Source organism: Pseudomonas spartinae, assembly GCF_965197125.1.
Lineage (GTDB): Bacteria > Pseudomonadota > Gammaproteobacteria > Pseudomonadales > Pseudomonadaceae > Aquipseudomonas > Aquipseudomonas composti_A.
This window is the reverse complement of record NZ_CBDAMB010000003.1, coordinates 247179-261404: the sequence shown is the minus strand read 5'-3', so window position 1 is coordinate 261404 and position 14226 is coordinate 247179. Positions and strand designations below refer to the sequence as shown.

The 14226-nt window shown below is 64.7% G+C and carries 8 protein-coding genes; 6 read left to right on the top strand and 2 right to left on the bottom strand.

What is annotated here, in order from left to right:
* Positions 1–121 precede the first annotated feature (121 nt).
* Together ACN8M7_RS08570 and xthA are read right to left on the bottom strand one after the other, a co-directional pair.
* Positions 122–1504, bottom strand: a complete 1383-nt coding sequence (locus ACN8M7_RS08570) for a substrate-binding domain-containing protein (RefSeq protein WP_490260480.1) — start codon at positions 1502–1504, stop codon at positions 122–124.
* 108 nt (positions 1505–1612) lie between these two features.
* Positions 1613–2425 carry an exodeoxyribonuclease III gene (xthA, locus tag ACN8M7_RS08565; protein ID WP_061239267.1) on the bottom strand — a complete coding sequence of 271 codons (813 nt, stop codon included), beginning with the start codon at positions 2423–2425 and terminating at the stop codon, positions 1613–1615.
* A gap of 275 nt (positions 2426–2700) precedes the next feature.
* Between xthA and ACN8M7_RS08560 the strand changes: the two genes are divergently transcribed.
* The 6 genes from ACN8M7_RS08560 (at position 2701) to ACN8M7_RS08535 (ending at position 14217) form a co-directional block, all read left to right on the top strand.
* Positions 2701–3345 (top strand): GNAT family N-acetyltransferase, encoded by a 645-nt coding sequence (locus ACN8M7_RS08560; protein ID WP_061239268.1) that lies wholly within the window; start codon positions 2701–2703, stop codon positions 3343–3345.
* Between the two features lie 246 nt (positions 3346–3591).
* Positions 3592–5319: an autotransporter assembly complex protein TamA gene (locus tag ACN8M7_RS08555; RefSeq protein WP_061239269.1), complete on the top strand. Its 1728-nt coding sequence runs from the start codon at positions 3592–3594 to the stop codon at positions 5317–5319.
* Positions 5316–8996, top strand: a complete 3681-nt coding sequence (locus ACN8M7_RS08550; RefSeq protein WP_490260479.1) for a translocation/assembly module TamB domain-containing protein — start codon at positions 5316–5318, stop codon at positions 8994–8996. The genes ACN8M7_RS08555 and ACN8M7_RS08550 overlap by 4 nt, the downstream gene beginning before the upstream one ends.
* Before the next feature lie 174 nt (positions 8997–9170).
* Positions 9171–9671, top strand: a complete 501-nt coding sequence (tpx, locus tag ACN8M7_RS08545; protein WP_490260478.1) for a thiol peroxidase — start codon at positions 9171–9173, stop codon at positions 9669–9671.
* Between the two features lie 239 nt (positions 9672–9910).
* On the top strand, positions 9911–11128 hold the full coding sequence (locus ACN8M7_RS08540) for an MdtA/MuxA family multidrug efflux RND transporter periplasmic adaptor subunit (RefSeq protein WP_490260477.1): 1218 nt from the start codon (positions 9911–9913) through the stop codon (positions 11126–11128).
* Positions 11125–14217: an MdtB/MuxB family multidrug efflux RND transporter permease subunit gene (locus ACN8M7_RS08535; RefSeq protein ID WP_490260476.1), complete on the top strand. Its 3093-nt coding sequence runs from the start codon at positions 11125–11127 to the stop codon at positions 14215–14217. Before ACN8M7_RS08540 ends, ACN8M7_RS08535 begins: the two co-directional genes overlap by 4 nt.
* Positions 14218–14226 lie beyond the last annotated feature (9 nt).

Here is a 14226-nt window from a genome sequence, read left to right as displayed (position 1 = left end):
CAGTGACTCCGACATCACGGTGAGAAACTCACCGCCAGAGGGGCCCGGCGTCACGCGCGGCGGAGATTAACGCCGGCTCGACAAGCTGCCAAGCCCCCTGGCGGGGATTATTTTTCAGCTGTCAGTAGACCCAGACTTCGACCCGGCGATTGCGGATGCGCCCGATGTTCTGGTCGTTGGCGGCCACTGGCAGCTCGCTGCCCATTCCGGTGATTTCGCGAAAGAGCACGCCCTGCCTGGCCAGTTCGCGGCGGACAGCCATGGCCCGTAGTTTCGACAGCAGTTCGGCGCGTTCGGGGTCGCTCTTGGCGTCGCCGAAGCCGACCAGTACCACCTTGTTCTGCAGCTTGTCGTGCTGTTTTAAGTAATCCAGCACCCGCTGCAGGTCGCGCTGGGCCTTGTTGTCCAGGGTCGCGCTGCCTTCCTGGAAGCGGAAGTTCACCGATAGGCGTTGCGCCTGCTGTGCCAGTTGCTGGTAATCGGTGGGCATCTGCGTATCGGCAGTGACCTTCACCGCCTCGACGGTCTGAGCGATGAAGCCGCTGCGGTCGACTATTGCCTGGCCGCGGGGGCTTTGGGTGAAGTCGATCAATGCGCGCGCCCAGGGGTTTTCCTGATGCGGATCGTTGTAGATGAACAGGCGACGCGCCAGCGGGTAATCCTCTGTGGCGATCAGCGTGGTGCTCGGCGGCATCGGCTGGGAGTCGCCAGCAGCGACGGCGACAGCCTTGGCCTGGCGGATGTAGGGCAGGCCGATGAAGCCGATACCGTTGGGGTCGGAGCTAACCGAGTCAGACAGCTGATCGCTCGATTCGAAGCGTTGCGCATTGGCCGCCAGTGCGCGTCCGCCCGGCACCAGCACCAGCTCCTTGAACGTGTCGTAGGTGCCGGAGTTGTCATCGCGTGCATAGGGGTGAACCTTGCCGGGGTTGCCGCCCAGCGCCGCCCAGTCATCGATCTCGCCAGAGAACAGCTGCGCGATCTGCTCGACGCTGAGTGTTGTTAGCGGGTTCGACGGATGCACGATGATCGCCAGGCCGTCGATGGCGATGACCTGTTCGCTCTGCGGGCTGCGCAGGTCGCCCAGCGGTGCCAGCGCGGTGGCCTCGCCGTCCTTGATCGGTCGCGAAGAAGCCGCCAGGTCTGCGCTGCCATCCTTGAGCGAGGTAAAACCGGTGCCCGAACCGTGAGCGGCGACCTCGACGATGACCTGGCGGCCGTCGGCCTGGCGTGCGAGCAGGCGTTGCTCGTTTTCATGGGCGCCGTGCTCGCTGCGAATGTCGTGCAGCCCTTGTGCCTCGAACAGCCCTTTGACCAGTTCGGGGCCGAGCTTGGCGCCAATGGTGTTGGAGCCCTGGATGCGCAGCACCGGCCGGTTGCCGTCGGAGGCGGGCAGGGCAGCGAATACCGAAAGGGGCAGGGCGTAGCAGATGAAACCGATGAGCAGCAGTGACAGGGTTCGACCCCAGAGATCATGGTCGATGGCAGACTGGGCGCGCGGCATGCGGCAGGCACCTTCTAGTGGGTTAGGAGGAAACGTGCCGCGCAGATTAAGTCAGTCAGATTGCAGGGATATGACGGGCGCGTGCCGTGCGCGCGCCTCTGGTTCAGTTCAGTTCAGCTCAAGCCAGATCGGCGCATGATCGGACGGTTTTTCCATGCCGCGCAGGTCGTAGTCGATGCCTGCATCCTTGAAGCGCGCCTGCAGCGGCTGGCTGGCCAGGATCACGTCGATGCGCAGGCCGCGCTTGGGGTCGTCCTCGAAACCACGGCTGCGATAGTCGAACCAGCTGAAGCGGTCATTCACCTCGGGGTTGAGGTGGCGGAAACTGTCTACCAGGCCCCAGCTCTTGAGGGTCGCCAGCCACTCGCGCTCCTCCGGCAGGAAGCTGCACTTGCCGGTTTTCAGCCAGCGCAGGCGGTTGGGCTCGCCAATACCGATGTCGCAATCTTCCGGACTGATGTTGATGTCGCCCATCACCACCAGCGCCTGCTGTGGATCGAAGTGCTCGACCAGTAGTTGCTGAAGATCGGCATAGAAGCGCTGCTTGGCCGGAAATTTCAGCGGATGATCACGGCTCTCGCCCTGCGGGAAGTAGCCGTTCATCACCGTGACCGGATTGCCGTTGGCGTCGGCGAAGGTGCCGTAGATGAAGCGTCGCTGAGCGTCTTCAGCGTCACCGGGGAAGCCCTTGTGCAGGCTCAGCGGCTCCTGGCGCGAGAGCAGGGCGACGCCGTAATGGCCTTTCTGGCCGTGGTAATGCACGTGGTAGCCAAGCTGGCGGATTTCGGCTTCCGGAAACTGCTCATCGGCTACCTTGGTTTCCTGCAGGCCGATCACGTCTGGCTGGTGTTTTTCGATCAGAGCTTGCAACTGATGAGGGCGCGCGCGTAGGCCATTGATATTGAAGGAGACGATTTTCATGGGCAGCGGGTCCTGGGCAAAAGGTGATGCTAGCCGATCCTTTGCGCTCGCGGCCAGCGCCTGGCGGGCGTCGGGCGGCGGTGCTAGGGTCTGTACAAAAGCTACCGAGCGACGCTCGGGTAAAGCCAAAACAGGCACGGACGCGGAGTCTGCTTGTGTACATCAGCGCCTTGGGCCTGTTTCAACGCAGCATCACCGAGCGCAGGCACTTTTCTTGAACGGCCTCAGTCGGCTGTCACATGCCTGAGCACAACCTACGACAGCAGAGGTCTGCCATGCCCAACAACGCTCCAGCAGAAGTGCGCATGCTCGATGGTGGCTACGCCCGTGAGGTTCGTTCGCTGCTCTACCATGCCTATCGCCACGAGCCGACCTTCGCCTACCTGTTCGAAGCCGAGCGGGCGGGTTTCGATCAGCGCGTGCGCGCGACGATTCGCGAATTGGTGCAGCAGCACTTTGCCGAAGATCTGCCGGCCATCGGCTTGCTGATCGACGATCGTTTGATCGGCGCCGCGCTGATTGCGCCACCGCAGCGGCGCCTGGACATCACCGAAAGCTGGAATTGGCGGTTGCGCATGTTGCTGAGCACCGGCTTCGGCTGCACCAAACGCTACCTCGAATACCACGATGCGGTGCTCGCGAGCCTGCCTCCTGGGCCTTATCACGTGCTGCCGCTGTTGGGTATTCACCCCGAGTTCCAGGGCCAGCACCGTGGCGAGCAACTGCTCGAAGCGCTGCATGACTGGTGCGCGCAGGACACTGGTTCGCAAGGGGTGGTGCTGGATACCGGCAATGCACGCTACCTGGAGTTCTACCGGCGCCAGGGGTACGAGGAAATTGGTGAACTGGCCATTGGTCCCGTGGTCGAGCACGTGTTCTTCCACCCCAATCCGCAACCGGTGGTCAGGGCCAGCGCCTAAACGCTGTCTGTCTGGCCTAAGCCCGAGGGCTTAGGCAGGCGGTTGCAAGACCCAGGCGAGTGCAGCATGGATGCAGGAGCAGGGCGAGCCGCGCCAGCCAGTGCAGCCGTGCCGGCAATGAGCGTCTTGACGAGGGCACCTGGATCGGCTCGCACACGAGCTGCTGTTCAGCTCGGTAATGGCCTCGCAGGTCGTTTGTCGAAGGCCTGCTAGCGCGAGCTTTGCTCCGTGGTAGCATCCTCCGCCATGAGTGTATATGGACATATTCAGCGCAGCCTGACCCTGCTGCTGATCAGTACGAGTGCCTTCGCAGCGAGCGAACTCGACGTACGAATCACCCCCAGCAATTCGGCTCTCAAGAGCAATATCGAAGGTTATGTCGGCAGCCTCGACGGCCGTGACGCCCAGTCGCTGCGGCGTATGCGCCGTATCGCCGAGAGCGAGGCGGACAAGGCAGCGCAGGCCCTGGGGTATTACCAGGCGCGTATCCGCAGTCATGTCGAACAGGGGGAAACGCCGCGCCTGGTGCTCGAGGTGGAGCCCGGCGAGCGCATTCGCCTGCGCAACGTGGACATCCGCATCGAAGGCCCGGCCAGCGAGCTGTCGGCGTTTCGCGTGCCTAATGCCAGTCGACTGAAGCCGGGTTCGGTGCTCAACCACGGACGCTACGAGGACGCCAAACGGCTGATCCAGAACCAGGCCTCGCGTTATGGTTTCTTCGACGGCCGATTCTCCCGCCAGCGCCTGGAAATCGACCCGGCTGCCGGCGTCGCCGATATCGAGCTGGTGTTCACCAGCGGCCCGCGCTACAGCCTGGGCGATATCGCCTTCAACGGTGACTTTCCATTTGACGAAGAACTGTTGCTACGCATGGTGCCGTTCAAACCGGACACGCCATACGACTCCGAGTTGATCGCCGAGCTGTATCAGGCATTGCAGTCCAGTGGCTATTTCGAGTCCGTGCGGGTCGATGCCATTCCCACCCAGGCCAACCAGTTGCGCATTCCGGTGGCGGTGGCGCTGCAAGTACGCAAGCCGCGCAGCATGGGCCTGGGCCTGGGGTTTTCCACGGATGTCGGGCCGCGCCTGCGCGCCAACTGGACGCGTCACTGGCGCAATCGGCAGGGGCACAGCTACGGCATCGAAACCGAGCTGTCCGCGCCGCGGCAGAACGTCGGCCTGTGGTACGACATTCCCGGCGATCCACCGTTGACCGACAAGCTGCGCCTGGCTGGCGGCTATCAATACGAGGAACTGGCCAGCAGCGACAGCCTCAGCCGCCTGCTGACCCTAGGCCCGGAATGGCACAGCCAGCGCTCTGGCGGCTGGCAGCGCGTGCTGTCGGTGAAGTGGCAGCGCGAAGAATATCGCCTGGGTGACGACTCCGGGCTCAGCACGCTACTGATGCCGGGTGTCAGCTATTCGCTGCTGCGCAGCGACAACCGGCTCGACCCGAACCAGGGCTACCGGGTGCAATTCGACCTGCGCGGTGCCGTCGATGGCGTGCTGTCCGATGCCAATGTGTTGCACGGCAATATCATGCTCAAGGGCCTGACCACCGTATTCGACAATCACCGCCTGCTTGGCCGCGTGCAGTTCGGTGGTACCGAAACCAACGGTTTCTCGGCCGTGCCGCCGTCGCTGCGCTTCTTCGCCGGTGGTGATCAGAGCGTGCGTGGTTACGACTATCAGAGCCTGTCGCCGGAGAATGACCGTGGTGACAAGGTCGGTGGCCGCTACCTGTTCGCTGCCAGCGCCGAATACCAGTACAGCCTCAACGACAAGTGGCGCCTGGCGACCTTCATCGACCAGGGCAACGCCTTCAATTCGCTGGACATCCCCACCTTGAAGACCGGCGTCGGTTTCGGTGTGCGTTGGGTTTCGCCGGTTGGTCCGTTGCGTCTGGACCTCGCTCACGCACTGGACGACGACGGTGGCGTGCGTCTGCATTTCTCCATGGGGCCTGAACTATGACCCGGCGCCTGATGAAATGGTTGGCCGGCGGCGTGCTCGCCCTGGTGTTGCTGCTCGTCGCGGCTCTGTGGGCACTGCTCGGTACTCAGGGCGGCAGCCGTTGGTTGCTGGCGCAGGTGCCTGGCCTGCAGGTCAATAATTTCGCTGGGCGCCTGGGCGGCGCCTGGCAGGCCGATGCGCTGCGCTGGCAGCAGGGTGACATGCATGTGGAGCTGCAGCAGCCGGACATGGCCTGGTCGCCTGCCTGCCTGCTGCGACTGACCTTGTGCCTGGATCGCCTGCATCTGCAGCAGGTGGCCGTGACCCTGCCGCAGAGCGGGGAAGCCAGCGACGAGCCGTTGAGCCTGCCGAACCTCAAACTGCCGTTGCGCCTGCAGCTCGGCGATATTCAGCTGGGCGAGTTGCGTCTGGACGGCCAGACGCAGCTGCGCGATCTGCAACTGGTCGCCAGCTGGAACGAGCAGGGTGTGGCGCTGCAACGCCTGGCCTTGCAGCGCGATGACCTGAGTCTGGAACTCAGTGGCCAGCTGACGCCGCAGGGCGACTGGCCGCTGGCCCTGAGCGGCCGCCTGCAGTTGCCGGAGGTCGATGGCAAGGCCTGGCAGGTGGCGCTGCAGGTGGGGGGCGATGTGCAACGCAGCCTGACGATCGGGGCCGATAGCCGCGGTTATCTCGACGCTCGTCTCGATGGGCAGGTGCAGCTGCTGGCCGAGCATCTGCCAACCGAGCTGCGCCTGACCAGTCGCGACTTCCAGGCCAGTAGCGCCTTGCCGCCAACCCTGCGCCTGCAGGATCTGCAACTTCAGGCCAAAGGCGACCTTGCGGCTGGCTATCGCATCGACGGCAGCGCCAATCTGCCGGCGGAGCAGGCGCCGATGCCACTGCAACTCAGTGCGCGGGTGGACGCCGCTGGTGCTGACATCGAGTCGCTGCGTATTCAGGCCGAAGAGCAGCACCTGCAGGTCAAGGGCAAACTGGCCTGGAACGAGGCCTTCAGCGCCGAGGCGCAGCTGGACTGGTTGGACTTTCCCTGGCAACGCCTGTACCCGCTGGACCAGCCGCCACCGGTGGCTTTGCGCAACCTGCAGGCGGAGGTCAGCTACAGCCAAGGCAACTATCTGGGCAACTTCGCCGCGCAACTGCAGGGGCCGGCCGGTGAGTTCAGCCTGAGCAGCCCGCTCAGCGGCGATCATGGCCAGGTCAGCCTGCCGCAATTGCAGCTGCTGGCGGGACAGGGGCGCGCCGAAGGGGTGGTCAAGGTCGGCTTCGCCGACGGCATCGACTGGCAGGCCATGCTGCAGCTGAGCGACCTCGACCCCGGTTACTGGCTGGCGCAAATGCCGGGTAATCTGGCTGGCCCGCTGAACACCTCGGGGCGCTTCAACGCCGGTGCATTGCAGGCCAAGGCCGATATCGACCTCAATGGCCGTCTGCGCGGCCAGCCGGCGCAATTGCAGGTGCAGGGCGCCGGTAGCGGCGAGCAGTGGCAGCTGCAAAGGCTGCTGGTGCGTCTGGGCGATAACCGCGTCAGCGGGCAGGGCGCGCTTGACCAACGCTTGCAAGGTCAGCTGCAACTGGCCCTGCCACGCCTGGGTCAGCTCTGGCCGGGCCTGCAAGGTCAGGTGCAGGGGCAGCTGTCGCTGGCCGGTTCGCTACAGGCGCCGCAGGGCCAGCTTTCGCTGAGTGGGGAGCGGTTGGCCTTCGGCGACCCCAGTCTGCGCCGCCTGCAGTTGGACGCGACGCTGGATGCCCGCCAGCAGGCGCGTGTCGGTTTGAATCTGCGCGGTATCCGTATCGGCGACACCTACCTCGGGCGGCTGCAGGCTGATGGCCGTGGCGATCAGCGGCGCCAGGCGTTGGATATCGACCTGCAAGGCCCGTTGTTGCAACTGGCCCTGGCCCTGGATGGCAACCTGAGCGAGCAGGGCGACTGGCGTGGGCGTATCGCCACTGGCCGCGTACAGAGCGGCGGCCAGGACTGGCAGCTGCAGCAGGCCGCGAGCCTGGAGCGCCTGGCCAGTGGCCGCCTGAACCTGGGCGCGCATTGCTGGCAGTCCGGCGATGCCAGTCTCTGCGGCGGCCAGCAGCGCCTGATGCCGCAACCGAGCCTGGACTGGCGCCTGCAGAACTTCCCCCTGGCCAGCCTGCAGCCCTGGCTGCCCGAGGATTTCGCCTGGCAGGGGCGCCTGGACGGTCAGCTGAAAGTCGAGCTGCCCGAAAGCGGCCCCAACGGCCAGATCACGCTCGATGCGGGCGGCGGCAACCTGCGCATTCGCCAGCCGGATGAAGAGCGATGGCTGGACTTCCCCTACGACAGCCTGCGTCTGGACAGCACCCTGCGCCCACAGCGGGTGGACAGCGAGCTGCGTTTCGTCAGCGAGCGTCTGGGCGACCTGGCGTTGCAGGCTCGTATCGATCCGCGCCCGGCGAACAAACCGGTCAGCGGCGAGTTCCGCCTGAGTGGCTTCGACCTGGCCGTGCTGCGTCCCTTCGTGCCCATGGCGGACAAGCTCGAAGGCAAGCTGCAGGGTAACGGCAATATCGGCGGCCACCTGTTGGCACCGCAGATCAACGGCCAACTGCGCCTGGATGGTGGTGAGCTGTCCGGCAGCCAGTTGCCGGTCAGTCTGGAGGGGTTGCAGCTGCAAGCGTTGATCGCCGGCGAACAGGTGCAGCTGTCGGGCGACTGGCGCAATGGCGAGCAGGGCCGTGGCAGCCTGCGCGGCCAACTGACCTGGACCCAGGGGCTGAGCGGCGATCTGGCGCTGCAGGGGCAGCGCCTGCCGGTCAAGGTCGAGCCCTATGCCGAGCTGGAGGTCGAGCCCGATCTGAAGCTGCAGTTGCGTGACCAGCACATGGCCGTCAGCGGCAAGGTCGGCGTGCCGCGCGGCTTGATCAGCGTGCGGGAGCTGCCGCCGTCGACGGTGAAGGTGTCCGCTGACGCGCGGGTGGTCGGCCGTGATACCCCGGAAGCCGAACAGGGCATGGGTATCGCCATGGATGTCGATGTCGACGTCGGCCAGGACAAGCTGGCGTTCAGCGGGTTCGGCTTGAGCGCCGACCTTCGTGGGCGCGTGCACATCGGTGACAACCTCGATACTCGCGGTGAGCTGGATCTGGTCAACGGCCGCTATCGTGCCTATGGTCAGCGCCTGAGCATACGCCGCGCGCGTTTGCTGTTCACCGGGCCGATCGATCAGCCATTTCTCGATGTCGAGGCGATTCGCCGCGTCGACACGGTCGTCGCCGGCATTCGTCTGTCCGGTAGCGCTGATCAGCCCAACACCACGGTCTTTTCCGAACCGGCCATGAGCCAGGAGCAGGCGCTGTCCTATCTGGTGCTGGGGCGACCATTGGGGCAGAGCTCGGGTGACAACAACATGCTCGGTCAGGCTGCGCTGGCGCTCGGCCTGGCCGGCAGCAGTTCGCTCACCACCAGCCTGGCCAATCGCCTGGGCATTCAGGATTTCCAGCTCGATACCGAAGGCAGTGGGGTGACCACCAGCGTGGTGGCCAGCGGCAATATCACCGAGCGTTTGAGTCTGCGTTACGGCGTGGGTGTGTTCGAGCCGGCCAACACCATCGCCCTGCGTTATGAACTCAGTCGACGGCTGTATCTGGAGGCCGCCAGCGGCCTGGCCAGTTCGCTCGACCTGTTCTATCGGCGGGATTTCTGATGGCTGCGCGATATTTCGCTAAATCCCTACAGGGTCTCGGGTGTATCGGCAGCGCTTCTGCGCTAGTCTGGACGGATGGTCGGGCCGTGACCTGCCATTCGATGGAGCATTCGCCACGGCGAACCCCATGTCACACATTTGCCCTTCAACTCCCTGAACGATAAGGAAACTCTCATGGCGCAAGTCACTCTCAAAGGCAACCCGGTGCAGGTCGACGGTCAACTGCCACAGGCCGGCCAACAGGCTCCGGCTTTCAGCCTGGTCGCTGGCGACCTGAGCGACGTCACCCTGGCCAGCCTGGCCGGCAAGCGCAAGGTGCTGAACATCTTCCCGAGCGTCGATACCCCGACCTGTGCCACCTCCGTGCGCACGTTCAACACCGAAGCCAGCCAACTGAACAACACCGTGGTGCTGTGCATCTCCGCTGACCTGCCGTTCGCCCAGGCGCGCTTCTGCGGTGCCGAAGGCCTGGAAAGCGTGGTCAATCTGTCCACCCTGCGTGGTGCCGAGTTCCTCAAGAACTACGGCGTGGCCATTGCCAGCGGCCCGCTGACCGGTCTGGCCGCGCGCGCCGTGGTGGTTCTGGATGAAAGCGACAAGGTGCTGCACAGCGAGCTGGTTGGCGAGATCGCCGACGAGCCAAACTATGCCGCTGCCCTGGCTGTGCTGAAGTAACGCACTGCTGGTGTTGCAGAACGGCCTGCCTAGCAGGCCGTTTTTATTTGTGCCTCAAAAAAACGCCTGGAGCGTTTTTTGACGTCGCCCGCGACGGCCCGAAGGGTGGCCGCCAGGGATGGCTGGACACAAACAGTTAGTAACGTAAGGGGAGCGTAAAAAGCGGGTAAATAGGCTTTGCTTGACGCGGGCCAGTGACTATCGTTCCGACTCCCACCAAAAGTGACCGCGCGCCTGCCATGTCGAATGCTTCCTCGTCCTCCTCGAACACCTCCCGCCAATGGCTGATCGGCCTGACGCTGCTCGCCGTGCTGCTACTGCTGCTCTGGTGGTTCTGGCCGAGCGGACCGCAAAGCCAGCAGATGGGGCGTGGTCGCTTCGGTGACATGGGGCCGGTACCGGTGCGTGTGGCCGAGGTCGAGCAGGGCGAGTTCGCCATCGAGCTCAAGGCGCTCGGCACGGTCACCTCCTACAACACGGTCAATGTGCGCTCGCGAGTCGACGGCGAATTGGTCAAGGTACTGTTCGATGAGGGGCAGCAGGTCAAGGCCGGCGATTTGCTGGCGGTGATCGATCCGCGCCCTTATCAGGTCGCATTGCAGCAGGCGCAGGGGGCGCTGCAGGAAAACCAGGCGCAACTGAAGAACGCCGAGCTGGATCTGCAGCGCTACAAAGGCCTGTACGCCGAGGACAGCATCGCCAAGCAGACCCTGGATACCCAGGAGGCTCTGGTCAATCAGTATCGTGGCAGCCTGCAGAGCAACCAGGCCGATGTCGCCACGGCCAAGTTGAACCTCGACTTCACCCAGATTCGCGCGCCCATCGATGGCCGCCTGGGGTTGCGGCAGCTGGATGTCGGCAACCTGGTCAGCAGCGGTGATACCACGCCGCTGGTGGTGATCACCCAGGCCGACCCGATCGCAGTGATCTTCACCATTCCCGAGGGCGACCTGCCTGCCGTGCTGCAACGTCGTCGCGACGGCGCCACCCTGGCGGTCGAGGCCTGGGACCGTGGCGAGCGCCTGAAACTGGCCGAGGGTGTGCTGGAGAGCCTGGATAACCAGATCGACACCACCACGGGTACCGTCAAGCTCAAGGCGCGTTTCGACAACGCCGAGCAGATGCTTTTCCCCAATCAGTTCGTCAACGTGCGCCTGCGCGTCGATACCCGTGAGGCGGCCACCATCATTCCGTCCGCTGCAGTGCAGTTCGGCACCCAGGGCACCTTCGTCTATGTGGTCGACGGCGACAACAAGGTGAGCATCCGCCCGGTTACCGTGTTGGCCAGCGATGCCGAGCGCAGCATGGTCAACGACAGTGTGCAGCGGGGCGAGCGGCTGGTGACGGAAGGCACCGACCGCCTGCGTGATGGCAGCGAGGTAGACGTGGTCGAACCGAATGCTGCGCAGCCGACGCAGGCTGAGCCTGGCCAGGCCACCATGCAGAGCGGCGCATGAACATTTCGCGGCCCTTCATCCTGCGGCCGGTCGCGACCACGCTGTTGATGGTGGCGATCTTCCTCAGCGGCCTGATCGCCTATCGCCTGCTGCCGGTGTCGGCGTTGCCGGAGGTGGACTACCCGACCATCCGCGTGCTGACGCTCTATCCCGGCGCCAGCCCGGATGTGATGACCAGTGCCGTGACGGCGCCGCTGGAGCGCCAGTTCGGGCAGATGGCCGGGCTCAAGCAGATGTCCTCGACCAGCTCTGGCGGCGCTTCGGTGATTACCCTGCGCTTCAACCTGGACGTTTCCCTGGCGGTGGCCGAGCAGGAGGTGCAGGCGGCGATCAATGCGGCGAGCAACCTGTTGCCCGGCGATCTGCCGGCGCCGCCGGTGTACAACAAGGTCAATCCGGCCGATACGCCAGTGCTGACGCTGGCGGTGAGCTCAAAGACCCTGCCGCTGCCACAGGTCAACGATCTGGTCGACACCCGTCTGGCGCAGAAGCTGGCACAAACCAGCGGCGTCGGCCTGGTCACGCTGGCCGGTGGGCAACGCCCGGCCGTGCGCATTCGCGTCAACCCGGAGGCGCTGGCGTCCTATGGCCTGAGCCTGGCCGACGTACGCAACCTGATCACCGCCAGCAACGTCAATCAGCCCAAGGGCAACTTCGATGGGCCTACGCGGGTTTCGCAGCTCGATGCCAACGACCAGCTGAAATCGGTGGATGAGTACCGCGAGCTGATCCTCAAGTATGACAACGGCGCCGCGCTGCGCCTGAAGGATGTCGCCGAGATCATCGATGGCGCCGAGAACGAGCGCCTGGCCGCCTGGGCCAATCGCAACCAGGCGGTACTGGTGAATGTGCAGCGCCAACCCGGCGCCAACGTCATCGATGTGGTCGACCGCATTCAGAGCCTGCTGCCGCACCTGACCGAGGGCCTGCCGGCCAGCGTCGAGGTCAAGGTGCTCACCGACCGTACCCAGACCATCCGTGCGGCGGTGCGCGACGTGCAGCACGAGCTGCTGCTGGCCATCGCCCTGGTGGTGATGGTGACCTTCCTGTTCCTGCGCAAGCTGTCGGCGACTCTGATCCCGTCCATCGTCGTGCCGCTGTCGCTGATCGGCACCTTCGGCGTGATGTACCTGGCCGGCTTCACCGTCAACAACCTGACGCTGATGGCGCTGACCATCGCCACCGGTTTCGTGGTCGACGACGCCATCGTCATGCTGGAGAACATCGCCCGTCACCTGGAGGAGGGCGAGACGCCGCTCAATGCCGCCCTCAAGGGCGCGCGGCAGATCGGTTTCACCCTTGTCTCGCTGACCCTGTCGCTGATCGCCGTGCTGATTCCGCTGCTGTTCATGGCCGACGTGGTAGGCCGGCTGTTCCGCGAGTTCGCCATCACCCTGGCGGTGGCCATCCTGATTTCCCTGGTGGTGTCGCTGACCCTGACGCCGATGATGTGCGCGCGCCTGCTCAAGGCGGAAAAACCCGGCAGCGAAGGGCGGTTCTACCAGGCGGCTGGCGGCGTCATCGACGTCATGATCGAGCGCTATGGCGTGTGGCTGCAGTGGGTGCTCAAGCATCAACCGCTGACCCTGCTGGTGGCGGTCGCCACGCTGGGCCTGACCGTACTGCTGTATCTGGCCGTGCCCAAGGGCTTCTTTCCGGTGCAGGACACCGGGGTGATCCAGGGTATTTCCGAGGCACCGCAGTCGATTTCCTTCAGCGCCATGAGCGAGCGCCAACAGCGCCTGGCCGACGTGATCCTGCGCGATCCGGCGGTGGCCAGCCTGTCCTCGTCGATTGGTGTGGATGGTGACAACCCGACGCTCAACAGCGGCCGTCTGCTGATCAACCTGAAGGCCCACGCCGAGCGTGACGTCACCGCCAGCGAGGTGATCGAACGGCTGCGTCCGCAGTTGGCGAAGATTCCTGGCATCGAGCTGTTCATGCAGCCGGTGCAGGACCTGACCATCGAGGATCGCATCAGCCGCACCCAGTTCCAGTTCACCCTGGAATCCCCCGACAGCCCGCTGCTGGAGACCTGGACGCCGCGCCTGGTCGAGGCCCTGCGCGCGCAGCCGGAGCTGACCGATGTGGCCAGCGACCTGCAGAACCGTGGCCTGCAGGTGTACCTGGATATAGACCGCGATGCGGCCGCGCGCCTGGGTATAAACGTCGGCCATATCGACGATGCGTTGTACGACGCGTTCGGCCAGCGCCAGATCAGTACCATCTACACCCAGGCCAGTCAGTACCGCGTGGTGCTGGAAAGCCGCGACGGTGGGCGCATCGGCCTGGCCGCGCTGAGCCAGATCTACGTGGCCACCGGCGACGGTCAGCAGGTGCCGCTGTCGTCCCTGGCGCACATCGAAGAGCGCCCGGCCAGCTTGCTGATCAACCATATCGGCCAGTTCCCGGCGGTGACCCTGTCGTTCAACCTGGCGCCGGGCGTATCGCTGGGTGAAGCGGTCGAGGTGATCGAAAGGGTCGAGCAGGAAATCGGCTTGCCTGGCGGCATCAACACCCAGTTCCAGGGCGCTGCCGAAGCGTTCCGAGCATCGCTGTCGTCGACCTTGCTGCTGATCCTGGCGGCCATCGTCACCATGTACATCGTGCTCGGCGTGCTCTACGAGAGCTACATCCACCCGATCACCATCCTTTCCACGCTGCCGTCGGCGGGCGTCGGCGCGCTGCTGGCGTTGCTGCTGACGGGTAACGACCTGGGGTTGATCGCCATCATCGGCATCATCCTGTTGATCGGCATCGTCAAGAAGAACGCGATCATGATGATCGACTTCGCCCTCGAGGCCGAGCGCCATCAGGGTATGGCGCCGGAGGCGGCGATCTACCAGGCGGCGTTGCTGCGCTTCCGGCCCATTCTGATGACCACCCTGGCGGCGCTGTTCGGCGCCATTCCGCTGATGCTGGCGTCGGGCTCCGGCGCCGAGCTGCGCCAGCCGCTGGGCCTGGTGATGGTCGGCGGGTTGCTGGTCAGCCAGGTGCTGACGCTGTTCACCACGCCGGTGATCTACCTGTACTTCGATCGCCTATCGCGGCGTTTCAGCGGGCGCAGCGCCGCTGGAGTGACGGTATGAGCTCTGGGC